Genomic DNA, 21,925 nt, shown 5'->3' with positions numbered 1-21,925 from the left:
TGATCGACATGGGCGTGGAGCACGGCTTCGTCCGCAAGGCCGGCGCCTGGTACACGTACGAGGGCGACCAGCTCGGCCAGGGCAAGGAGAACGCCCGCACCTTCCTCAAGGACAACCCCGACCTCGCCGACGAGATCGAGAAGAAGATCCTCCAGAAGCTCGGAATCGACCTGTCGGCGAAGCCTGCGGTCGCCGACGGCACGGGCAGCGTCCCGGTCCCTGACACCGCCCCGGCCTCGGCGGGAAACGCCGCCTGACAGCCAGGGGCGCGGCGGCGTCCTCGCCACGGCCGGGGGAAGGGGCAGAGCCGACCATCGCGCAGCGACCTGGTGCCGTCCAGGGACAACGCCACCTCCTCCAACAACCGGGGCACTCCGGCACCTCAGGAGCGCTGCGTTCAGGCCGAGCGGGGCCTCGCTCCGGCGGGTCCGCCCGCCACCGTGAGCAGGTCCACGACGAAGATCAGCGTCGAGCCCGCCGGGATCAGCGGAGAAGGTGACTGCTTGCCGTAGCCGAGCCGCGGGGGAACGATGATCTCACGTCGGCCGCCGGCCTTCATGCCCCTCACTCCCCGGTCCCAGCCCTTGATGGCCCGGCCGCCGCCCACGGCGAACTTGAACGGCCGGTCCTGCTCCCAGGAGGAGTCGAACTCCCTCCCGGACGCGAACGTCACCCCTACGTAGTGGAGCTGGACGACCCTGCCCGGCTGCGCCTCGGGTCCGTCCCCCACCACGAGGTCCCGGATCGTCAGTTCGGTGGGCGCGTCACCCTCCGGTACCTCGATCACGGGCTTCGTCCGTTCGCTCATCGACTTCCCATCCCTTTGCTCGGGGGCGTCATCCCGTACCCCTTGTCACCGTGTCACGGCCGGTGCGGTGGTCCGCCGCCGGACCGGCGGGCCACCGCACCATTGTTTCCTGTCCGCCGCTGCTACGGCACGGGCTGCTGCTGGGTGACGCAGTGGATGCCGCCGCCTCCCGTGCCGAGTCGGTCGATGTTCAGCTGTTCGATGGTGCGGTCGGGGTGGAGCCGGGCCAGCGTGGCCTTCGCCGCCGTGTCCGCGCGGGAGTCGCCGAAGTGGGCGCAGATGACGGCGCCGTTGCACAGGTAGTAGTTGACGTACGAGGTGAGGAAGTCGGGGTTGCGGGAGCGGATCCTGTCGTAGTCCGGTCCCTGGAGTTGCGCCACGCACGACCAGCCCGGCAAGCCGGTCAGCTGATCCCATCCATTCGCTCCGGCCGCCTTCCGCGACACCGCTCCGGGCGCACCGCCCGTGGGGCGCCCCGCGGGGCTGCCCTGTGAGGCCGGCCGACCCGCTTCGGCGGGCCGGCCGGTCAACCCGTCGTGTCGGACCTCAGTAGCGCTCCGGCAGGTCACGCTCGGCGGGCCGTGGTGCGTGGGCGGAGAGGCCGGAGGGTGTCGTGGAGCGCGCGGTCGGGGCAGGTGCCGACGGCTTCCCACAGAAGGCGGCCTCCAGGGTGCCGCCCAGCGCGGTGTTCGCCGCGCCGTGGTTGGAGGTGTTGGCCAAGGCCGAAAGGCTGCGGCGGCCGTCGCGGGTGGAGAAGGCGTAGGTGTAGTAGCCCTGGACGGTGCCGGTGTGCCCATACACCCGGGTGCCGCAGGACAGGTCGTAGCGGCGCAGACCGAGCCCGTAGAACCGGGTGTTGGTGCCGTCCGTCGGCGTGACCGTGGTCATCGCCTCCAGCGTCGCCGGGGAGAGCAGCCGGCCGCGCATCAGGGCGCTGGTGAAGGTGTTGAGGTCGGCGGGGCTGGAGATGACGGCGCCCGCGGACTGCGCCCAGGACACGGTCTGCTCGGTGGAGTCGACGAGCGGCGCCCCGGCCTCGTCAGGGTGCAGATAGCCGCGTACATGCGTGCCCTTGATGCGCGTGTCGGGGTGGACGTACGTGGTCTGGCGCAGCCCCAGCGGCTTGATGATGCGCCGCTGGTAGGCGTCGGCCGCCGGGCGTCCCGTCAGCTTCTCGATGAGCATGCCGACGACGACGAAGTTGGTGTTCGAGTACGCGTACGCTCCACCGGGCTCGGTGGTCCGGGGTTCGGCGAGGGAGAGGTCGAGCAGCTCTCGGTAGCTGAACACCCGGTTGCGTACGGCCTCGAAGCCCGGCACGGTCTCGTTGAACATGGCGTCGGTGTAGTCGGCCAGGCCGCTGCGATGGCTGAGGAGATGCCGGACCGTGATCCGGTCGTCGGGCAACAGCCCTTCGAGATAAGTGTTGACGGGCGCGTCCAGCTTCAGCCGGTGCTCCTCCACCAGTTGGAGCAGCACGACGCCGGAGAACGTCTTGCTGACGCTGCCGACCCGGAACCGTGCCTGGGTGTCCATGGCCGCGCCCGATTCCCGGTCACGGACGCCGACAGCTCTTCCTCTGACCCCGTCCGGGCCGGAGTAGCGGGCCATCGCCCCCGGCGCCCCGTTGGCCAACGCGGATTCGAGTGCGGCGACGATGCCGGCCACATCAGGTGCGGGCGTCTGGGTTCGGATGGTGGCGGGGGCTGCGGACGCGCTGGTGGCGGGAGCGAGAGCACCGGCGAGAGCGGCGATCAGGGCTGCGCTCACGGCCAGACATCGGTGTGACGACAGGGGCACGGTCATCCTCGGTTCTTCTTCTCGGAGCGGGCAGGGTCCCAGGGGTACCGGCAGGTCACCACCAGTCGACGCCGTTCTTGGTGGCGCAGCGGACCACGCCGTTGGTGGCGAGCGAACCGCAGACCCGGAACTGGTAGTCAGGGTCGGTGCTGGTGCGCTTGAAGGGAGTGGTCAGGCTCTGGCCGTGGCTCTGAACGGTGAACGGTCCGCACTGGAGCCAGGGGCGGATCGGCCATTCGGGCCTGCCTCCGTCATCCCACCCGCCGGCCCGCCAGTCCATCCACACCTTGTCACCCGGACGGGTGGGGCCGCTGATCTTCCCGAAACCGATCTGCTGGCCCCCGTACACCCCCTTCTCCAGGGTGATGACGACGCCTCCGCCGAGGTCCAGGCGCCGAGGCTTGTCGGTGTCGCCGGAGGCGTTGTCCGGGTGGTCGCGGAAGCCCCGGGCACCGCCCGTACAGTCCGAAGCGGCGGCCTGCGCCGGGGCGGCCGGCCCCGTGACGGCCAGGCCGGCCGCGAGGGCGCACACCGCAGTGAGGGAGGTGAGCACGGAACGCGGTGAACTCATGTCGCAGATGTCCTCTCGGTGGCTGGGGGTCGCGGCGTCAGCCGCGCCGGACCTTCAGGTACGTCAACGAGCCGTTGCCGCCGGCGTTTTTCCGTACATGTGTGGTCTCCCCGTGGGTCCGGACGGACCCTGTGGTCCGACCGGAGCCGATCGTGGCGGGAGCGCGGTGTGCCGGGCTATGGGGAGAAGTGCGTATGGACAGCGGCGGGTTACGGTGAAGAGGCACAGTCACGGGGACCTCGGGGGAAGTCGTCATGCCGGATCGGTACGCACGCATGCTGGACGTGGCGGTCGAGGTGATGGGCGCCGAGGCCCCTGAGTTCGTCTGGCCCCTGCTCACCGCGGAGCTGCTCACTGCGCTCGACGGGGAGCTGATCGTGGTCAAGGAGGTGCCCTGGACCCGTGATCAGGGCAGCGTGGTGATCCGGTCCCCGGAACCTCTAACGGAAGTCGGCGGCGGTGACGACTCGGTGCAGGCCTACATCCGTTCGGGGTACCCCTTCATCGACCGCTACGGGGCCACATCCGACTGGACGCCGCAGAGCGCCGCACGGGTGGTGGGGGCGCGGACCTGGCGGAGCAGTCCGACCGCCGACGCACTCCGTCAGGCGTTCGGGACACGTCACGTGTTCGGCCTGCCGCTGCCGGAGAGGGGGCCGCACGTCAGCGGGTTCCTGGTGCACCGGTCCGGGAGCGACTTCTCCCGGCACGACGAGCGCTACGCGGCACGCGTGCAGCCACTGCTCAAGGCCGCGACGGCCCACCGGTCCCTCCTGATGGCGCTGCGCGAGTCATCGGGCAGCGCTCGCAGGCGGCAGGCCAACCACGCCTTGGCGGCGCCGCTGACACCGCGCGAGACGAACGTACTGCACCTGCTGGCGACGGGACTGACCGCCGAGGTGATCGGACGAAGGCTGGGCATTTCGCCGCGCACCGTCCACAAGCACCTGAACGCGCTCTACCGAAAGCTCGGAGCCGCGGACCGGCTCAGCGCGGTGCTGCGTGCCCAGGACGCAGGCCTGCTTCCCGGGTCGGCCGAGCCGTCCGGCACGCACCCTTCTCCGGTGGGCGGGAACCTGCCGCATCCCCATCAGCCCAGGAAGCTCAGCCGCACCTGACGGTCCGCCTTATCGACATTCGTGTCCACCAAACCCCGTTAAGGCAACCCCGAGGATAGTCCCCGCCCATCGACTTCGGCGATGGAAGCCCTTGGCGGCGCGCGCAGGGGCGGGTCGGCTAGTTGCCCTCGCCAGCCCTCTCACCTCCGCCGAGGAGCGCACCGCCGGGCGAGACAGACCTGGGACTTGCGCCGCGGCCGGGCCCTACCTCTGGCTGCCACTCATCACGAAGCAGGCGAACGGCGGCCACAGCACGCACCGCGTTTTCAGTAGACGCGGGCATTTGATCGAGGACATGGGCCGACACTGAGGGCTGCCCCGTAAGTGATCTTGCTCTGCGGTGACCTCGCCGGTGCCAGGTCTGGGCAAAGCCTGTGCGCCGTTCCGGGCAGCCACTTTTGCCGAGTTGAGCTCGGGCGCCTTCGGCAACGGCAACTCTGTCCGGTAACCACACCTCGTCGGCGAGGTCTGCCATGCCTCCCGCATCCGGGCTGCGGCCTCCTCCAACCGCGGGGCGCTGGAGAGCAGGCGCAGCGTCGCCGCCGCTCTCAACCGGTCGATGCCGGCCGGTTGCCATCTCCAGCTCAGTCCTACTCGGGGCGGTGAAGGAAACCGGGCACCCAGCGAAGGGAAGCGCGGGCCGGAAAGAGCGTCAGCCGTCCGCCGAGGTCGATCAGGGTCTCCTTACGCGCCTGCCCATCCGCAGGACGGAACCAACGGTCCGCGACCGGTCTCGCCAGTCGCCCTCCATGGCGCAGCCTCGAGAGTGGCTCCCGTCCCGGCTCGGCATACCAGTCGTGGAGACCACGTCGGGGAGACCGGGGAAGTTCTCGACCTCGGTGGTGGTCGTGAGGGAGCCACCGATGACGATGCCGCTAACCGAAAGCAGGGGCCCGCCGCTGGGCTCGGGCGGCGTAGAGCGCGGCGGAGTATCCGGCGGGGCCGGAACCGATGATGACGACGTCGCGTATCTCGCTCACGCCGTCGCCTCCGGCTTCGCCGGGGCGATCTCGGCGATCAGGCCCTCGACGAGGGTCTTGATCTCGTCGCGGATCGGGCGGACGGCGTCGACGCCTTGGCCGGCGGGGTCCTCGAGCTTCCAGTCGAGGTAGCGCTTGCCGGGGAAGACGGGGCAGGTGTCGCCGCAGCCCATGGTGATGCAGACATCGGACTCGCGGACCGCGTCGATGGTGAGGATCTTCGGGGTCTCGGCGGAGATGTCGATGCCGACCTCGGCCATGGCGGCGACGGCGGCCGGGTTGACCTGGTCGCCGGGGTTGGAGCCGGCGGAGCGGACCTCGACGCGGTCGCCGGCCAGGTGGGTCAGCCACGCGGCGGCCATCTGGGAGCGGCCGGCGTTGTGGACGCAGACGAACAGGACGGACGGCTTGTCGGCCATGGTGATCGTTCTCTCTCGTCGCAGGGCGGAACCCAGCCGCCAATGACTTCAGCCCCGGCTGGTATCAGCGAGTGATGATGTGACAGTATCAGTGCATGCTGACTTCAGTCGATCCTGATGTGATCCGGGTGCTGGGCGATCCGCTCCGCCTGCAGATCGTGACCCTGCTGGCGCGCGAGACGCTCTGCACGACGCACTTGGTCGAGGAGACCGGGGCCAGGCAGACCAACCTGTCCAACCACATGAAGGTGCTGCGCGAGGCCGGGATCGTGGAGACCGAGCCTTGCGGCCGCTTCACCTACTACAAGCTCAAGCCCGAGGTTCTTACCGGCCTGTCCGAGCAGTTCGCCGAGCTCGCCGCCTTGGCCCGCACCGCCGCCGAGAACAAGAGGGCCTGCCCGTGACGTCCACCGAGCCAACCACGGCCCCCGCTCCGACCGGCGGTGGGGACGACTCGATCATCAAGAAGCTCTCCACGCTCGACCGCTACCTCGCGGTGTGGATCCTGCTCGCCATGGCCGTGGGCCTGGGCCTGGGCCGTCTTGTCCCGGGGATGAACGACGCGCTCGCGAAGATCGAGATCGGCGGGATCTCCCTGCCGATCGCCCTCGGCCTGCTCGTGATGATGTACCCGGTCCTGGCGAAGGTCCGCTATGACCGGCTCGACCGTGTGACCGGCGACCGCAAGCTCCTCGTCTCCTCGCTGGTGATCAACTGGATCGTCGGCCCGGCGGTGATGTTCGCCCTGGCGTGGATCTTCCTACCAGACCTGCCTGAGTACCGCACCGGCCTGATCATCGTCGGCCTGGCCCGCTGCATCGCCATGGTCATCATCTGGAACGACCTGGCCTGTGGCGACCGCGAGGCCGCCGCCGTCCTCGTTGCGCTGAACTCGGTGTTCCAGGTCCTCGCGTTCGGCCTGCTGGGCTGGTTCTACCTCGACCTGCTGCCCCGGTGGATGAACCTGGGCGACGGCCAGGGCCTCGATGTGTCCGTGTGGCACATAGCGCTGAACGTCGTCATCTTCCTCGGCATCCCGCTGCTGGCCGGCTTCTCCACCCGCCGTATCGGCGAGCAGAAGATGGGCCGCGACACCTACGAGCGGAGGTTCCTGCCGAAGATCGGCCCATGGGCGCTGTACGGGCTGCTGTTCACGATCGTCGTCCTCTTCGCCCTGCAGGGGAAGACCATCACCTCGCAGCCGTTGGACGTGGTACGGATCGCGCTGCCTCTGCTGGTCTACTTCGCCGTCATGTTCTTCGGCACGTTCCTGCTCGGCAAGGGCCTGGGCCTGGCATACGACCGCACCACGACCCTGGCGTTCACCGCGGCGGGCAACAACTTCGAACTGGCCATCGCGGTGGCCATCGCCACCTTCGGCGTCACCTCCGGCCAGGCCCTGTCCGGCGTCGTCGGACCGCTCATCGAAGTCCCGGTTCTGATCGGCCTGGTCTACGTCGCGCTCGCCTGGCGCAGGAGGTTCGCCCCCGGCACGGTGACGACGGCCCCGTGAGCCAGCACACGGATGTGGTGGTGGTCGGCGGGGGCCAGGCTGGGCTCGCCGCCGACTACCACCTGCGCTGACGCGGTCTCGACTACCTCGCCGACTACGAGAAGCGCTACGCGCCCGACCATCCTGCACGGCGCCCGCGCGGGCGCCGTGCGCCGCGACGCTCCGGGTCGAGGCCGACGCGGGCACCTGGCGAGCCCGTGCGGTCATCAGCGCCACCAGCAACTGGACGCGCCCTCCCTCAACTGGACGCGCCCTCCCTTCCCGACGTCCTGATAATCCAGTGCGGTTTCGTGAATCGACCAGCTGGCTACGGGGGCGAGCGGTCGTCAGCAGTCGCCGCGTCGGGCCGGGTCGGGTGTCGTGAGGCTGCGGCGGCCCTGAGGATGACGGTGGTCGGCGTTCCGGCGCACACCCAGGACGAGTTGCAGTGAATAGTCCATTCCGGTGGTTCAGCGCTCCGGGGGAAATGTAGCGTCGCGATCATGGAATCCCTGATAGGCACCACCACTGACCAGGCGCCCGCGAACCCGGCCGCCACCGATGACATGCTGGCCACTCAGCCGATCGGATACTGGAGCGGCTTGGTACACGCGGCCGTCACTCGGCATCTGCGCGACGCGATGGCCAGGCTCGACGTCACGCAGCCGCAGTACTGGGTACTCAACCGTGTGAACGGCGGCCCTGCGGCACCGAGCCGCGAGGAGGTCGTCGCCCAGCTGACGCACCTTGCCGACGGCCCGCACGAGATCGCCAGGGTCGTCGACCAGTTGCTCCACCGCGCATGGCTGCGGATCGACGACGGCCAGCGCCTGCATCTCACGGATGCCGGGGAGGCCGCCAGAGCGCGGCTTCGTGAGCTGGCGACCGAGGTACGCGCCGTAGTCCACAAGGGGATCAGCGACGAGGAGTACGTGGCCGCGCTGAAAGTGCTTCGCACGATGGTGGCCAATGTCGAGGTCGACGGGGCTTCTGGTAACCCGGTCTGATGTGGCGATCTCGCAGCGGACCCGGCTGACGACGCGTGCGGGCACCGCGTGATCATCGAGGGCTGTGCGGACTCCTGAAGAGCGTGCGGTGGCCGCAGGGCCACAGGGAGACCCGACCCGCTGGCGGGTGATGTCCGACCAGGTCATGGGCCGGATCTCAGGCCGGTTCGGGCGAGTTGAACCCCGGGCCACGGACCGCACCTACCTGCGCGGACTTCTGTCGAGCGTCGAGCGGAAGAACGGTTGGCAACTGGCCGAACAGGCCGGCCGCATCCGGCCCCGTCCGATACAGCGCCTGCTGCGCTGCGCCTGTTGGTACGCCGATGCCGTCCGCGATGGCCTGCGCGCCTACGGCGTCGAATACCTCGGTGCTGACGGCGTTCCCGTGCTCGACGAGACCGGCTTCCTGAAGAAGGGCCGGGCTTCGGCGGGAGTGCAGAGGCAATACACCCGCGCTGCGGGATGCATCGAGAACGCCCAGGTCGGGGTGTTCTCGACTTGACCACCGAGAGGGAACGGGTCCTGATCAACCGTCGGCTCTACCTGCCCGAGCATCCTGGTCCGATGACCCCGAACGCCGCTGGCATACCCGAGACGGTGCAGTTCCTCACCGAGCCCTGTCCGGCACAGGATATGATCGCCGCCCCGCCGGAGGCCGACATCACCGCTTCCTGCGTGCCCGGTGACGAAGCCCTACCCACCGCCTGCACCCGGGCCCTGAGCCTGCTGCGGCTGGACATGCTCGGCTCGGGCGACCGGTCCGGCCCGGCGTCAGCCACACCCATCGGCGTCGGTCGCCCTGCCCGCGATGCCGCACACGAGACCGCACAGTCGAGCTGACGCTCAAGTGATGGCCGGGCTGCGGCGCTCGACAAGGACGACATCGCGCCAGACTCCGTGATGGCGCCCGATCCGCTCCCGCGTGCCGATGACCCGGAAGCCGGCCCGCTCGTGCACGGCGAGGCTGGCGGCGTTCTCGGGGAAGATCCCGGACTGGATAGTCCAGATACCGGCTCGCTCGGTCGATTCGATCAGCGCTCTGAGCAGGGTGGAAGCGATCCCGCGAGCGCGGGCCGCCGGATGGACGTAGACGGAGTGCTCGACCACCCCCGCGTACGAGCACCGGTCGGAAACCCGGCTCGCCGCGACCCATCCCAGCACCTTCCCGTTCCCCTCGACGGCGGCGAAGCGGTGCTCGGGCAGCTTCGCCGCGTCGAACGCTTCCCACGCCGGAGCGGTGGTCTCGAAGGTGGCGTTCCCTTCGTCGACTCCCGCCCGGTAGATCGCCAGCACCTGCTCGGCGTGCTCCACCGCCAGTGGCACGACCACGGCACTCAGTACCCCGCCCATTGCGCCCGCCCCCTTTCCGTCCGACTGTCAGGCCGCGGCCGGTATGGCCAGCAACTGGCCCATCGCGGCGAGCACCGATGGCTCGACCCGGTAGTACACCCAGGTGCCGCGCCGCTCGGAGGTGAGCAGACCGGCCTCCTTGAGCTTCTTCAAGTGGTGGGAGACGGTGGGCTGGGAAACGCCGACGTCGGAGATGTCGCACACGCACGCCTCCCCGCCCTCGTGCGAGGCGACGGCGGAGAAGAGCCGCAGCCGCACCGGGTCACCGAGCGCCTTGAACATCCGCGCCGCGGTTTCGGCCTCCGCGGCGCTCATGGGGCGCTCGGTCAGCGGCGGGCAGCACGGCACCGCACCCTGGCCACCGGTGGGTTCGAGTAGCGGCAACTCCTGCACATTCGACATAAGTCCATGTTGACACACGTCGAACCAGCCTGGGGAGGGACGTCATCGGCACAAGAGCCGGGCGGCCACGCGCCGGGCGATCTGCTCCGCCTCCCGGCCGAGACCGCGCAGCGAGTTCGAACGGGCTGCCCCGGCGGGCGCACCAGAAGCCAGCCGAGAGGCGCGGCGTCCAGGCCGGTGCCGGCCGTCCAGAAGTGCAGGTCCCGGCCGAGAATTCACGGGGCGGCGATCTGCGCTGCGAGTTTACGGCCCCGACCACCACCGGTCGGCCGCCGGTGACGGGGGCTGGGCTGCGGTAGCCGGCAGCATGCAGCACCTGCTCCGTGAACTCCGCCAGACCCGGCAGCACCGGCCGGTGCGGTCGGACGCCTCCACCACCATCGGCCGCAGCCCGCGACCCAGCAGCGCGCGGGCGGTGGCGAGTCCGGACCGACCGCCACCGATGACGGCGACGTCGATGTGCTCCATGAACCATTCCCTGAATTCGATAGATGTCTATGTTGACGATCATCAATACAGGTGCGATGCTGGGCCGCGCAAGCCATCGACAGATGTCGAACCACGCAAGGAGCCCCCGTGAACGCGCCCGCCACCCCCGAGCTGCCCGTCGCCGTGATCGGAGCAGGCCCCTCCGGCCTGGCCGCCGCCGCCCACCTGCTCGACCAGGGCATCGAACCCCTCGTCCTGGAAGCCGGCCGGCAGGCCGGCGCCGCAGTGCGCGAGTGGGCACACGTGCGCCTGTTCTCCACCTGGGGCGAGGTCATCGACCCGGTTGCCGAGAAGCTCCTCGCTCCCACCGGCTGGGCCCGTCCCGACCCGGCCACCTACCCCTCCGGCGGCGACTGGGCCGAGCAGTACCTCCAGCCGCTCGCCGACGCCCTCGGCGACCGGGTCCGCCTCGGCACCACGGTCACCGGCGTCTCGCGCACCGGCCGCGACCGCATCGTCGACGCCGACCGCGAGCAGCAGCCCTTCGTCGTGCACCTCGCGCACGCCGACGGCCGCGAGGAACGCATCTTCGCCCGCTCCGTCATCGACGCCTCCGGCACGTGGGCGACGCCCAGCCCGGCCGGCGGCAGCGGCCTGGCCGCCCTCGGGGAACACGCGGCGAGCGACCGGATCACCTACCGCGTCCCGAACCTCAAGAACCCCGCCACCCGCGCCCGCTACGCCGGCAGGCGCACCGCCGTGATCGGATCCGGTGCCTCCGCGTTCACCGCCCTCGCCTACCTCGCCGACCTCGCCAAGTCCAAGGACGGCACAGGCACCAAAGGTGTCTGGATCCTGCGCCGGGGCATCTCCGGCTCCACCTTCGGTGGCGGCGAAGCCGACCAGCTCCCCGCCCGCGGCGCCCTGGGCCTCGCAGCGAAGGCCGCCGTCGACGAGGGCCACGCGGACGCCGTGACCGGCTTCCGCACCGAAGCGGTCGAACGCGACACCGACGGCCGCCTGACCCTCGTCAGCGAGGACGGGCGCCGCCTGGACGCCGTCGACCAGCTGATCGTGCTGACCGGCTTCCGCCCCGACCTGTCCTTCGTCAACGAACTGCGCCTGGACCTCGACGAGCGCCTCCAGGCCCCGGCCGAGTTCGCGCCGCTGATCGACCCCAACCAGCACTCCTGCGGCACCGTCTACCCGCACGGCCACCGCGAGCTCTCCCACCCCGAACCCGGCGTGTACTTCGTCGGGATGAAGTCCTACGGCCGCGCCCCGACGTTCCTCGCGATGACCGGCTACGAGCAGGTCCGCTCGGTAGCCGCCGCGATCGCCGGCGACCTCGCCTCCGCCGACCGCGTCGAACTCACCCTCCCCGAAACCGGAGTCTGCGGCGGAGCCGGCCTTTTCGACACCTCCGACACCAGGGAAACCGACAGCGAAGGCTGCTGCGCGCCCACCCCGCCTCTCGTCCAGCTCGACACCCCCACCACGGTCGGCGCAACTGACGAAGAGGAACCAGCAGGTGGCTGCTGCAGCTCGTGACCAACCGGGCTGCCCCTGAGGAGCTGGTCCGGCTACTGACCGAAGAAGGCCCATGCGCGAGGCCCGAGTTCGCACGCTCCGGGCCGAGCCGACTGCCTCGGGGAGTGCGTAGTTGCGAAGATCCGCTGGAGTCTGATCGCGGATGACCGTGAGCTTCACGCGCTGAAGGTGTATGCCGACCCCGGCGTCACCGAGCCGCCCGGCATTCTCGACCTCTACGCGTTCAACCCCTCGCACCGCGCGCGCCGGACTCCGCGACGAGCAGCGACCGCCGCCTGACACCAGTACCCCGGCCCACAGGTGGGGCAAGCCGCGTGCTGTTCAGGTCGATCGCTTATCGTGCCCGCGCACCGCGAAACTGTCCGCGAGCGCATTCGGCAAGGAGAGAACACCGTGAGCAGCATGCCTCCGCCCGCAGTCGGGCTGCCGGACGAACTCCGGAGGCGCCTGGGCGTGCCGGACGCGGTGATGATCGGGCTGGGGTCGATGATCGGCGCCGGAATCTTCGCCTCACTGGCCCCGGCCGCCCGCGCCGCCGGATCCGGCCTGCTGCTCGGACTGGCCCTGGCTGCGGTCGTTGCCTACTGCAACGCCACCTCTTCCGCCCGGCTCGCCGCCCTCTACCCGGCCTCGGGCGGTACCTACGTCTACGGACGCGAACGGCTCGGCCCCTTCTGGGGCTACCTGGCCGGCTGGGCGTTCGTCGTGGGCAAGACCGCCTCCTGCGCGGCGATGGCGCTGACCGTCGGCTCCTACGTCTGGCCGGGCCATGCCCACGCGGTCGCGGTGGCCGCCGTGGTGGCCCTGACCGTCGTCAACTACGCGGGCCTCCAGAAGTCCGTCCTGCTCACGCGCGGCATCATGGCGGTCGTCCTGGCGGTGCTCGCCTCCGTCGCGACCGCCTCCCTGACGTCCGACGGGGTGGACACGGCCCGCCTGGGGATCGGTGCGGACGCCACGGCGGCCGGTGTGCTGCAGGCGGCCGGGCTGCTGTTCTTCGCGTTCGCCGGATATGCCCGCATCGCCACCCTGGGCGAGGAGGCCCGCGACCCGGCCCGCACCATCCCTCGGGCCATCCCGATCGCCCTCGGCATCACCCTCGTCGTCTACGCCCTCGTCGCAGTCTCCGTCCTCCTCGTCCTCGGGCCCGGCGGGCTCGCCTCCGCCACCGCCCCACTCACGGACGCCGCCCGGGCGGCCGACGCCGCCTGGCTCGTCCCCGCCGTACGCGTCGGCGCGGCCGTCGCGGCCCTCGGCTCCCTGCTCGCCCTCATCCTCGGCGTCTCCCGCACCACCATGGCCATGGCCCGCGACCATCACCTCCCCCACGCCCTGGCCGCTGTGCACCCGCGCTTCAAAGTCCCTCACCGGGCCGAACTCCTCGTCGGCGCCGTCGTCGGCGTGGCCGCCGCAACCACGGACGTACGAGGAGCTATCGGGTTCTCCTCCTTCGGCGTCCTGGCCTACTACGCCATCGCCAACGCCTCCGCCTGGACCCTGACCCCCGCCGAAGGCCGCCCGGCGCGGATCATCCCAGTCACCGGCGTGGCGGGATGCCTCGTCCTGGCCTTCGCCCTGCCGCCGTCCTCCGTGCTCACCGGAGCCGCCGTCCTCCTCATCGGCGCAGCCACGTACGGCATCCGCCGCGTCAGCACACACCACCAGCAGGGCATCTGATCAGATTTTCACGCCGATGTAGGTGATATGTCCGTTTCCATTCGCCAGGTTGGGACGGATTCTTCGGTCAGTTCGGCGGACATTTTGTTAGTCATCGGACAGGCGCCTCGGGCATCACGCAAAGGAAAAGCTCCCACAACCTGTCTGACACCAGTCCGTCGACAGGAAAGGGCGCTCGATGCTGGCACGAACGATTCCCGGCAAGCATCTTCGAGAGGCATGACCGCCATGACCGACTACCTACAGGCCGTCTTCGCGATGCTGGGCCCGAACGGAACTGCCGCTGGACGCACTGGAAATAGCATTGTGGAGGCCGAGGATCACGAGGGGCTCCGACCTCATCCGTCACAGCGACCGCGGGTTGCGATACGTGTCAATTCGGTATACCGACCGGCTCGCAGACATCGGTGCCTTCGCCTCCGTCGGGTCGGGCGCGGACTCGTATGACAACGCGATGGCCGAGGCACTGAACGGCACCTCCAAGGCCGAACTTATAGAGACGCAACACCCCTGGAAGGACGTCACCAGGCCGTACGGGCGATCTTCCCATGGATCACCTGGTACAACGGAGAACGTCTTCACTCCGCGCTCGACTACGTTTCGCCCGCCGAGTACGAGGGAGCCCTCTGGCGAAGCAAGGAGCAGACCCCGCGGCCCGCCTGAACCAAGATCACCGGATCTCTACGAAACTCGGGGCAGCTCAGGGTGTGCGGCAGGGGTGTCAGGGCAGGGCCGTCGGGCCAACCAGGCCCGTTGTCAGAGGCGTCCGGCAGAATCCGCACCGACGCCACCATGACCTGGCGTCGCCCGGTAGGAGAAGAGGGTTCCTGTGCGTGAACTGCCCATGTTCGAACGTCTTTACCACGATGCCCAGATGACGTCCCCCTCGGAAAGGTTCGTGCTGCGGTGCGACTCGGAGGGTATCGCCGCAGTCACGGACACCGACCGCGGTCAGGTCGTCTGGCGGGCGGGCGCGGCTGGCCGGCTGCTGCTCGGACACGGGTATGAGGTCGTCGTCGAGGGCGGGGAGGACGACGACACGGTGTGGCGCTCCGGTTTCGCCGCGCCCGGGGCGCAGTACCTCATCCTCACGGACGCCGGAGAGCTGGAACTCCTGGACCGCTCCCACGTCCGCCTGGGCAACATACGCACCGGACTCACCCACCCTGTGCCGCTCGGGGACGCGGCGCCCGCGGCTGCCATCACCCGGGATGCGTATCTGGTCAAAGAGGGGAAGATACGGCGGACAGTGGCCCGCGAGCAGGACGGATGGCTGCGGGTCTGCGAGTACGGGAAGGGCGGGGGTATGAGCTACGCGCTGACCCGTCCCTTGGTCGACTGGTTCGAACAGGAAGGCACCGTGCTCACGTGGCGCCGGCACCTGGCGGGTGGTTCGAAATCCAAAAGCTTGATGCTGTGCCTGGTCGACTCCGCCGGGACCGTCCTGTGGCACGAGGGCACCCAACGCCCGCACGGACCGGTCCCCCTGGGAGAGCCCTACGCGTACGGTGGGCCCGCGCTGGAGGCGGGAGGGCGCCTGCGCAACCAGTCCCTGACGTCTCCCACCGGTACGCACACACTTGCCCACCAGGGCAATGGCGACCTGACTCTGTACTGCCACACCGAGCGCCGTGCCGTGTGGTCAACCGGCACGGGGTGGGTGGACGGAGGATGGGCCGAGCTCTCCGAGGACGGTGTCCTCGCGGTCCACAACACCCATGGTGTCCCGGTGTGGAGTTCCGGCCCATCCGGTTCGGGGGCCCGCAGGCTCGTGGTCAGAGATGACGGCCGTGCCGAACTGCATGACGTGGACGGCCGGCCGGTGTGGTCCACAGGCACACACACGGCATGCCACGGCCCCGCGCTCGACGCCCCGCTAGGTGCCGTGCTGCGCCGAGGACAGACGCTCGGACGGCACTCCCTCACCTCCCCCGACGGAAGCACCGTGCTCGGACACTGGGACGAACGCCGCCTCGTTCTGTTCGGGGCCGACCAGACCTGGCTCTGGTACGCGCACCTCGGCGAAACGGCCGAGCCCGGACTGCGGCTCGACGAGGACGGCATGCTGCGCGTTCTCGGCGACGACCGCCCACCGCTGGGCGGACCGGCCGACGAACTGCGTGTCGAGGAGGGCGGAGTGGTCCTGTTCCGTGCCGACGGCACCATCGTCTGGCGCGACGGCGAGCCGGTGGCCGAGTCGGCCGCCGCCACGAACCCGCCCGCACGGGGAGGAATCGTGAAGAGCCTGCCGGACACGGACGAAACCCTGCTGATCCGCACCGACTTCTCCGACCCGACCGCTTGGCAAGCCCTGCTCCAGACCGTCATGACACCGAACCAGGACGGCTTCCTCGCGAACGTCCACCCAGTGGATGATCTTGCCTATCGCGACCTGGCGCCCCGACAGATCCTGTCGGCCGCACGCGAGGTGAACTCCGATCTATTCATTGTGGCCGACAAGACCGCCCTCACGGCGCCGGAGATACCGCTGCTGGCCCTCCTGCTTTTCAACGAGAACGACGAATGTGAGGAGGGTGAGGCCAGGCAGGAGCACGGCGAACTCCGAGTCATCGCCACCGAACTGTGGTCGGTCGAGAACAATATCTCCCTCGCCAACATGGATTGGGAGGACTTCGAGAACGCCGCCGACAACGGTGTCTTCCGGGGCTTCTGACCTCGGCAGGATCTGACGACCTCGCGCACGATAGGCATCGTCGCAGGTCAGCGGCTCGGGCCATCAAGGCACGCACTACCGATGTGTGGGGCATCGATCCGTACGGGGCTGGTTTCCGGGGCTGCGAGGCCCGTGCGACCGGCGCGGGCCTGGCCTTGTGGCGGCGACATGCCAGAACGCCGCTGCAAAGGGCGGCGACGCCATCGTTCACATCCCGGAGGGCTGCCCTGGGGCGGAACTTCTTGAGGATTCGGCCCCGTTGAGATTCCTCCAGTCATCCGGACACCTCAGTGCCGCGACGAAGCAGGCATCGCCCGCAAGAGCGTCGAGTCCAGCGAACGATTGGGGCGCCGCCGCTGGGTCGTCGAGCGGACGATGTCCTGGCTGTCCGGCTACCGCCGCCTGAGTCCTCGCTACGAGCGAGATCCCCGCAACTACCTGGCCTATCTCGGACTCGCCACCACCCTCTGCTGCTACAGGCGGCTCGTCCGCCTCACCATGTAGGACACGGTCTTCAGGATTGTGACCAGATCCTGGGAACCGCGTCGTCAACCTGCGCTATCGCGGGCCGGCCCGGGACGTGGCAGCAACCAGCCGTTGCGGGCCGGCGGTTCCGACCACTCTGGATCGTGCAGGTCAGGAAATGCGCCGACGCGCGGTGCCAAGCCTCCCCAGGTGCGTCACCACGCAACACCGCTCGCCCCGGCCCTGCCCTGAGCTGCGACTCTCACTTGGTGCGGCCGGACATCACTCCTACAGTGACGGTAGAGGCAGCTCTACCCGAGGAACGACAGTCGGACCCGACGGTTGGCATTGTCCTTATTAGTGTCCACCAGGCACACCGACTGCCAGGTCCCCAGCTCCAGCGACCCCCCGATCACCGGCAAGGTGGCGTGGGGCGGGACGAGGGCGGGGAGTACGTGGTCGCGGCCGTGGCCCGGGCTGCCGTGGCGGTGTTGCCAGCGGTCGTCCGCCGGGAGCAGGTGGTGGAGGGCGGCCAGGAGGTCGTCGTCGCTGCCCGCGCCCGTCTCCAGGATCGCGATGCCCGCCGTGGCGTGGGGGACGAAGATGTTCAGGAGGCCGTCCCGGCCGGACGCCGCCCGGGCGAGGAAGTCCTCGCACTCCCGGGTCAGGTCCATGACGCGTTCGGCCGTACCCGTGGTGATGTGCAGAACCGTGGTGGTGAAGGAATCGGACATGCCCCCATCTTCCCTTCCGGAGGGCGAGATCACACGTCCACGCTCCGAGACGCCATTGACCGTCTCCTGACCGGATGACTACGTTCATCGCCATGTTCCGATCAGCTCTGCTCACCTCGCGCGGTCACATCGACCTGCTGCGGGTGGCATCCGCCGCGTGTTGTCGCGGCTGCTGACGTTCTCTCAGCGCCTTTCCGGTCGCTTCTGACCGGGCCTTTGCGCCTGCTCCGCCCCGGCGGTTGCGCCTCTCCCTCGACGTACCCGTGTGGGTCGCTTCGATCTGCCGCCGGCCGGGCCCGCCACCTCTGATCCTCCGGCCTTGCGGCCTTCCTGACGTGTTCGGGTCAGCCGCTGTGTCCTGGCCCGGGGGCGCCTCAGCGTGTCCCCGTTCCCGATCCCCCCTCCGTACGACCTCCCGTGGAGCCCCTATGACCATCAGCCACGCACCGCCCGATCCGGCCGCCGGCCTGGAGAAGACCCCGGCCTCCGGCAGTCGTACGTCACCCGATCTGGAGCCGATCGTCCCGGCGTCCGTGCGCCGGGCGCGGTTGCGGTCCGTGCCCCGGTGGCTGCGGCGCACCGTGGGGCCGTTGCTGCTGCTCGCGCTCTGGCAGGTCTTCAGCGCTACGGGGGTCCTGCACCCGGACGTGCTCGCCTCACCGGGGACCATCGCCCGGGCGGGCGGCGATCTGATCGCCGACGGGACCCTGCCGGCCGCCATGGGCGTGTCGCTCCAGCGGGTGGCGGTGGGGCTCGTGCTCGGCGGGGTGATCGGGACGGTGCTCGCACTGGTCTCGGGGCTCTCGCGGCTCGGCGAGGACCTCGTCGACGCGACCGTACAGATGCTGCGCACCGTGCCCTGGGTGGGGCTGATCCCGCTGTTCATCATCTGGCTCGGGATCGGCGAGGCGCCGAAAGTGGCGCTCATCGCGCTCGGGGTCGCCTTTCATCTGTACCTGAACGTGTATGCGGGGATCCGCGGCGTGGACGCCCAACTCATCGAGGCCGGTGAGTCGTTGGGGCTCAACCGGTGGGGGCTCGTGCGCCATGTGGTGTTGCCGGGGGCGTTGCCCGGGGCCATGACCGGGCTGCGGTACTCGCTGGCCACCGCCTGGCTCGCGCTCGTCTTCGGCGAGTCCATCAACGCCGATGCCGGGATCGGGTTCCTGATGAACCAGGCCCGGGAGTTCTTCCGGACCGACGTGATCGTCGTCTGCCTCGTCGTCTACGCCTTCCTCGGCCTCACCGCCGACGTCATCGTCCGGACCCTCGAAAGGCTGCTGCTGCAATGGCGACCGACCTTCACCGGCCAGTGACCGCCCCGGCCCCCTCCCCCGCCGGGGAGCCCGAAGCCGCCGTACGGGTCGAAGGGCTCACCCGGTCCTTCGACGGGCGTGCCGTCATCAACGGTCTCGATCTCACTCTGAAAGCAGGGGAGTTCACCGCGCTGCTGGGGCGCAGCGGATGCGGCAAGTCGACCCTGCTGCGGGTGCTGGCCGGGCTCGACCGCGAGATAGCGGGGACGGTTCTGGTGCCCCGGCGCCGTGCCGTGGCCTTTCAGGCGCCGCGCCTCATGCCCTGGAAGAGGGTCTGGCGCAATGTGCTGCTGGGGCTGCCGGGCAAGCCCGAACGAGCCCTGGCCGAGAAGGTGTTGGCGGAGGTCGGGCTGACCGACCGGGTCGGTGCCTGGCCCAAGACGCTGTCCGGCGGCGAGGCCCAACGTGCTGCCCTGGCGCGCGCGTTGGTGCGGGAGCCCGATCTGCTCCTGCTCGACGAGCCGTTCGGCGCGCTGGACGCCCTGACCCGGATCAAGGCGCAGCAGCTCGTGGCGGAGCTCTGGCAGCGGCGTGGCTGCGCGGTCCTGCTGGTCACCCATGACGTGGACGAGGCCCTGCTGCTGGCCGACCGGGTGCTGGTGATGCGGGAGGGCGGCATCGCGTACGACACCGCCGTCGGGCTGGACCGCCCGCGCGGTGTCGGCGCCCCCGGTTTCGCGGGCCTGCGTTCGCGGCTGCTGAGCGAGCTCGGCGTCGAGGACGGCGGTGCCGCGGACGCCGGGGCCGACCACCAGCAGCAGGAAGTGGCCGCCGCCGCGCACTCCGGCGTATGACCTCCCGGACCACCACGCACCTCCTCCCCCTCCCCTTCCCTTTCCCGAGCAACACGGAGAACCACCATGAAACGCCGCGCCCTGCCCGCCCTGCTCCTTCCCCTCGCCCTTCTCCTCGCCGCCTGCGGTGGCGGCGCTTCGTCCACGGGGTCGGGGGGAGGCAGCACCGACGGCAAGGGCAGCGTGACGCTCAACGTCGGTGACCAGAAGGGTGGTTACGAAGCCATCCTGAGGGCCTCCGGAGAGCTCGACGATCTCGACTACCGCATCAAATGGTCCACCTTCACCTCCGGTCCACCGCTGCTGGAGGCCGTGAGCGCCGGGGCCGTGGACATCGGCGGGGTGGGCAACACCCCGCCCGTCTTCGCCGCCGGGTCCGACTCGAACATCGTCGTCGTGGGTGCCAGCCACGGATCGTCGGCCGGTGAGGCCATCGTCGTCCCGAAGGACTCGCCGCTCAGGAAGCCCGAGCAGCTCAAGGGGAAGTCCGTCGCCGTGGCGCAGGGCAGTTCGGCCCACTTCCAGCTGGTCGCCTCGCTCAAGAAGGCGGGCCTCTCCATCAAGGACGTGAAGCTCAACTACCTCCAGCCCGCTGACGCGTTGGCCGCGTTCAGCCGGGGGAAGGTCGACGCCTGGGCGATCTGGGACCCGTACACCTCGCAGATCCTGCGGGCCGGGAACGCCCGGGTGCTGACGACCGGCGAGGGCGTGGTCAACGGCCTCGGTTTCCAGGTGGCTTCGCCCGCCTCGCTCAAGGACAAGCGGAAGTCGAAGGCGCTCGGTGACCTGCTGGTCCGGCTGGAGCGGGCGCAGAACTGGGTCTTCGAGCACCCGGAGGAGTGGGCGAAGGTGTGGGCGAAGGAGACCGGGCTGCCCTACGAGGTGGCGCTGGACGCCGTGAAGCTCACCTACGGCACCCGCGTGCCCGTGGCGATCGACGACGCCGCCATCGCCTCCGAGCAGGAGATCGCCGACACCTTCGCCGAACTCAGGCTGATTCCGCGGCGGTTCGACTTCAAGGACTACGTCGACACCCGCTTCAACCGGAACCTCCCCGCCTCCTCCACCGCACCCCGCTCGTACGGAAAGGCCTCCTCGTGAACGTACATCTGCACTGGTTCCTGCCCACCGGAGGTGACGGCCGGACGCTCGTGGACCGGCACGCGTACACCGACGGCGGGATCAGGCGCGACCGGATCACCCCGGTGAGCGGGGTCCGCGCGCCGGACATCGAGTATCTGGCACAGATCGCCAAGGCGGCCGAACAGCTCGGCTTCGAGGCGGTGTTGACGCCGACCGGTACGTGGTGCGAGGACGCCTGGCTGACCACGGTGGCGCTCGCGCAGCACACCGAGCGGCTGAAGTTCCTGGTCGCCTTCCGGCCGGGGGTCATCTCGCCCGTGCTCGCCGCCCAGATGGCCGCGACCTACCAGCGGATCACCCGGGGGCGGCTGCTGCTCAACGTGGTGACCGGTGGCGACTCGACCGAACAGCGGCGGTTCGGGGACCACTTGGACCACGACCGGCGTTACGCGCGGACGGCGGAGTTCCTGTCGGTGGTACGGGGTGCCTGGAGCGGGCAGCCGTACGACTTCGACGGCGAGCACTACCAGGTGGAGGGCGGGTTGACCGCGCTGCCGCCGGACCCGCTGCCGGAGATCTTCTTCGGCGGGTCCTCGGCGGCGGCCGGGCCGGTGGCCGCCGCCCATGCCGATGTCTATCTGACCTGGGGTGAGCCGCCGGCCCAGGTGAAGGAGAAGATCGACTGGATTCGCGGGCTGGCCGAGGAGCAGGGGCGTACGGTCCGGTTCGGGATCCGGCTGCACACCATTTCGCGTGACTCGTCGCGCGAGGCGTGGGCGACGGCCGACCGGCTGCTGGACGATCTGGACGCGGACACGATCGCGGCGGCGCAGCAGGCGCTCGGGAAGAGCGAGTCGGTCGGGCAGCAGCGGATGCTGGCGCTGCACGGCGGTTCGCGGGACAAGCTGGAGATCGCGCCGAACCTGTGGGCTGGGGTCGGCCTGGTGCGCGGCGGGGCCGGGACCGCGCTGGTGGGCAGCCACGCGGAGGTCGCCGACCGGATCGAGGAGTACCACGCGCTGGGTGTGGAGCATTTCGTGCTCTCGGGCTATCCGCATCTGGAGGAGGCGTACTGGTTCGGCGAGGGCGTGACGCCCGAGCTGGCCCGGCGCGGGCTGCTGTCGACCGTTCCCGCGTCTGTGCGGCTGGGCAGGCCGGGAGCCGAGACCCCGGGTGGGGCTCCGGTGCACGGTGCGGCGCCGCTGCTGATCGCCGGAGGGCGCTGAACCCTGTGGGGCGCCCGGGAAGATCCCGG

Annotated in this window: 23 protein-coding genes and 4 pseudogenes; 17 read left to right on the top strand and 10 right to left on the bottom strand. The window is 69.9% G+C overall.

The window, feature by feature from the left end:
* A pseudogene (locus tag IF17_RS0119275) lies at nt 1-257 on the top strand (recombinase RecA); the annotation flags it as partial.
* Between the two features lie 140 nt (nt 258-397).
* Here the strand turns inward: IF17_RS0119275 and IF17_RS0119270 are convergent.
* The 4 genes from IF17_RS0119270 to IF17_RS0119255 form a co-directional block, all read right to left on the bottom strand.
* Nucleotides 398-808, bottom strand: coding sequence for an FKBP-type peptidyl-prolyl cis-trans isomerase (locus IF17_RS0119270; protein WP_051884069.1), 411 nt, complete (start codon nt 806-808; stop codon nt 398-400).
* A gap of 122 nt (nt 809-930) precedes the next feature.
* Nucleotides 931-1,188 (bottom strand): agmatine deiminase family protein, encoded by a 258-nt coding sequence (locus IF17_RS0119265; RefSeq protein ID WP_030567571.1) that lies wholly within the window; start codon nt 1,186-1,188, stop codon nt 931-933.
* Between the two features lie 166 nt (nt 1,189-1,354).
* Nucleotides 1,355-2,614, bottom strand: a complete 1,260-nt coding sequence (locus IF17_RS0119260) for a serine hydrolase domain-containing protein (RefSeq protein WP_030567569.1) — start codon at nt 2,612-2,614, stop codon at nt 1,355-1,357.
* Nucleotides 2,615-2,663: 49 nt separating this feature from the next.
* Nucleotides 2,664-3,179, bottom strand: coding sequence for a hypothetical protein (locus tag IF17_RS0119255; RefSeq protein WP_030567567.1), 516 nt, complete (start codon nt 3,177-3,179; stop codon nt 2,664-2,666).
* A 254-nt stretch (nt 3,180-3,433) separates the two neighbouring features.
* Between IF17_RS0119255 and IF17_RS0119250 the strand changes: the two genes are divergently transcribed.
* Entirely contained in the window at nt 3,434-4,297 is an 864-nt protein-coding gene (locus tag IF17_RS0119250) for a helix-turn-helix transcriptional regulator (RefSeq protein ID WP_030567566.1), read from the top strand.
* Nucleotides 4,298-5,105: 808 nt separating this feature from the next.
* Here IF17_RS0119250 and IF17_RS1000000137900 read toward each other — a convergent pair.
* Nucleotides 5,106-5,277, bottom strand: a pseudogene (locus tag IF17_RS1000000137900) (FAD-dependent oxidoreductase); the annotation flags it as partial.
* Nucleotides 5,274-5,696 carry an arsenate reductase ArsC gene (locus IF17_RS0119240; RefSeq protein WP_018515995.1) on the bottom strand — a complete coding sequence of 141 codons (423 nt, stop codon included), beginning with the start codon at nt 5,694-5,696 and terminating at the stop codon, nt 5,274-5,276. The gene IF17_RS0119240 and the pseudogene IF17_RS1000000137900, both read right to left, overlap by 4 nt.
* A 95-nt stretch (nt 5,697-5,791) precedes the next feature.
* Here IF17_RS0119240 and IF17_RS0119235 point away from each other — a divergent pair, with 95 nt between their 5' ends.
* The 5 genes and pseudogenes from IF17_RS0119235 to IF17_RS1000000139835 form a co-directional block, all read left to right on the top strand.
* Entirely contained in the window at nt 5,792-6,100 is a 309-nt protein-coding gene (locus tag IF17_RS0119235; RefSeq protein WP_026242219.1) for an ArsR/SmtB family transcription factor, read from the top strand.
* The gene (arsB, locus tag IF17_RS0119230) at nt 6,097-7,209 is read left to right on the top strand and encodes an ACR3 family arsenite efflux transporter (RefSeq protein WP_030567565.1); all 1,113 of its coding nucleotides are present in this window, start codon (nt 6,097-6,099) and stop codon (nt 7,207-7,209) included. The genes IF17_RS0119235 and arsB overlap by 4 nt, the downstream gene beginning before the upstream one ends.
* A 482-nt stretch (nt 7,210-7,691) precedes the next feature.
* Nucleotides 7,692-8,195: a MarR family winged helix-turn-helix transcriptional regulator gene (locus IF17_RS0119225; RefSeq protein ID WP_018515998.1), complete on the top strand. Its 504-nt coding sequence runs from the start codon at nt 7,692-7,694 to the stop codon at nt 8,193-8,195.
* A 130-nt stretch (nt 8,196-8,325) separates the two neighbouring features.
* Nucleotides 8,326-8,697, top strand: coding sequence for a transposase (locus IF17_RS01000000136565; RefSeq protein ID WP_157851163.1), 372 nt, complete (start codon nt 8,326-8,328; stop codon nt 8,695-8,697).
* 191 nt (nt 8,698-8,888) lie between these two features.
* Nucleotides 8,889-9,035, top strand: a pseudogene (locus IF17_RS1000000139835) (pyridine nucleotide-disulfide oxidoreductase); the annotation flags it as partial.
* A 3-nt stretch (nt 9,036-9,038) separates the two neighbouring features.
* Here IF17_RS1000000139835 and IF17_RS0119215 read toward each other — a convergent pair.
* The 3 genes from IF17_RS0119215 to IF17_RS1000000139830 form a co-directional block, all read right to left on the bottom strand.
* A complete protein-coding gene (locus IF17_RS0119215) occupies nt 9,039-9,545 on the bottom strand; it encodes a GNAT family N-acetyltransferase (RefSeq protein ID WP_030567564.1) in 507 nt (168 codons plus the stop codon).
* Between the two features lie 27 nt (nt 9,546-9,572).
* Entirely contained in the window at nt 9,573-9,947 is a 375-nt protein-coding gene (locus IF17_RS0119210; protein WP_030567563.1) for an ArsR/SmtB family transcription factor, read from the bottom strand.
* A 243-nt stretch (nt 9,948-10,190) separates the two neighbouring features.
* Nucleotides 10,191-10,415: an FAD-dependent oxidoreductase gene (locus tag IF17_RS1000000139830; protein WP_030567562.1), complete on the bottom strand. Its 225-nt coding sequence runs from the start codon at nt 10,413-10,415 to the stop codon at nt 10,191-10,193.
* A 108-nt stretch (nt 10,416-10,523) separates the two neighbouring features.
* On the opposite strand from IF17_RS1000000139830, the gene IF17_RS0119200 reads away from it, so the two are divergent.
* From IF17_RS0119200 to IF17_RS0119185, 5 genes and pseudogenes are all read left to right on the top strand, one after another.
* Nucleotides 10,524-11,927, top strand: coding sequence for an NAD(P)-binding domain-containing protein (locus tag IF17_RS0119200; RefSeq protein WP_030567561.1), 1,404 nt, complete (start codon nt 10,524-10,526; stop codon nt 11,925-11,927).
* A 402-nt stretch (nt 11,928-12,329) separates the two neighbouring features.
* A complete protein-coding gene (locus IF17_RS0119195; protein ID WP_051884066.1) occupies nt 12,330-13,604 on the top strand; it encodes an APC family permease in 1,275 nt (424 codons plus the stop codon).
* Nucleotides 13,605-14,114: 510 nt separating this feature from the next.
* Complete coding sequence (locus IF17_RS1000000140415; protein ID WP_106980211.1) at nt 14,115-14,267, top strand: IS3 family transposase; 153 nt, start codon at nt 14,115-14,117, stop codon at nt 14,265-14,267.
* A 211-nt stretch (nt 14,268-14,478) separates the two neighbouring features.
* Complete coding sequence (locus IF17_RS0119190) at nt 14,479-16,278, top strand: DUF6924 domain-containing protein (RefSeq protein ID WP_244890518.1); 1,800 nt, start codon at nt 14,479-14,481, stop codon at nt 16,276-16,278.
* 309 nt (nt 16,279-16,587) lie between these two features.
* Nucleotides 16,588-16,782: pseudogene (locus IF17_RS0119185) on the top strand (transposase); the annotation flags it as partial.
* 272 nt (nt 16,783-17,054) lie between these two features.
* Here IF17_RS0119185 and IF17_RS0119180 read toward each other — a convergent pair.
* Nucleotides 17,055-17,477, bottom strand: coding sequence for a secondary thiamine-phosphate synthase enzyme YjbQ (locus tag IF17_RS0119180; protein WP_030567545.1), 423 nt, complete (start codon nt 17,475-17,477; stop codon nt 17,055-17,057).
* A gap of 74 nt (nt 17,478-17,551) precedes the next feature.
* Between IF17_RS0119180 and IF17_RS1000000140410 the strand changes: the two genes are divergently transcribed.
* The 5 genes from IF17_RS1000000140410 to IF17_RS0119160 all read left to right on the top strand — a co-directional run bounded on the left by IF17_RS1000000140410 (nt 17,552) and on the right by IF17_RS0119160 (nt 21,896).
* The gene (locus IF17_RS1000000140410; RefSeq protein ID WP_311586523.1) at nt 17,552-17,653 is read left to right on the top strand and encodes a putative leader peptide; all 102 of its coding nucleotides are present in this window, start codon (nt 17,552-17,554) and stop codon (nt 17,651-17,653) included.
* 252 nt (nt 17,654-17,905) lie between these two features.
* On the top strand, nt 17,906-18,793 hold the full coding sequence (locus IF17_RS0119175; protein ID WP_030567543.1) for an ABC transporter permease: 888 nt from the start codon (nt 17,906-17,908) through the stop codon (nt 18,791-18,793).
* Entirely contained in the window at nt 18,766-19,587 is an 822-nt protein-coding gene (locus tag IF17_RS0119170; protein WP_051884065.1) for an ABC transporter ATP-binding protein, read from the top strand. Before IF17_RS0119175 ends, IF17_RS0119170 begins: the two co-directional genes overlap by 28 nt.
* Before the next feature lie 66 nt (nt 19,588-19,653).
* Nucleotides 19,654-20,688, top strand: coding sequence for an ABC transporter substrate-binding protein (locus tag IF17_RS0119165; protein WP_030567539.1), 1,035 nt, complete (start codon nt 19,654-19,656; stop codon nt 20,686-20,688).
* On the top strand, nt 20,685-21,896 hold the full coding sequence (locus IF17_RS0119160; protein WP_030567537.1) for an LLM class flavin-dependent oxidoreductase: 1,212 nt from the start codon (nt 20,685-20,687) through the stop codon (nt 21,894-21,896). The genes IF17_RS0119165 and IF17_RS0119160 overlap by 4 nt, the downstream gene beginning before the upstream one ends.
* The last annotated feature ends 29 nt before the right edge of the window (nt 21,897-21,925 follow it).

The sequence above is a fragment of the Streptomyces cyaneofuscatus genome (assembly GCF_000718135.1).
GTDB classification, from domain to species: Bacteria; Actinomycetota; Actinomycetes; order Streptomycetales; family Streptomycetaceae; genus Streptomyces; species Streptomyces cyaneofuscatus.
Note: the sequence above shows the minus strand (reverse complement) of the source record. Positions and strands in the feature narration are given on the sequence as shown.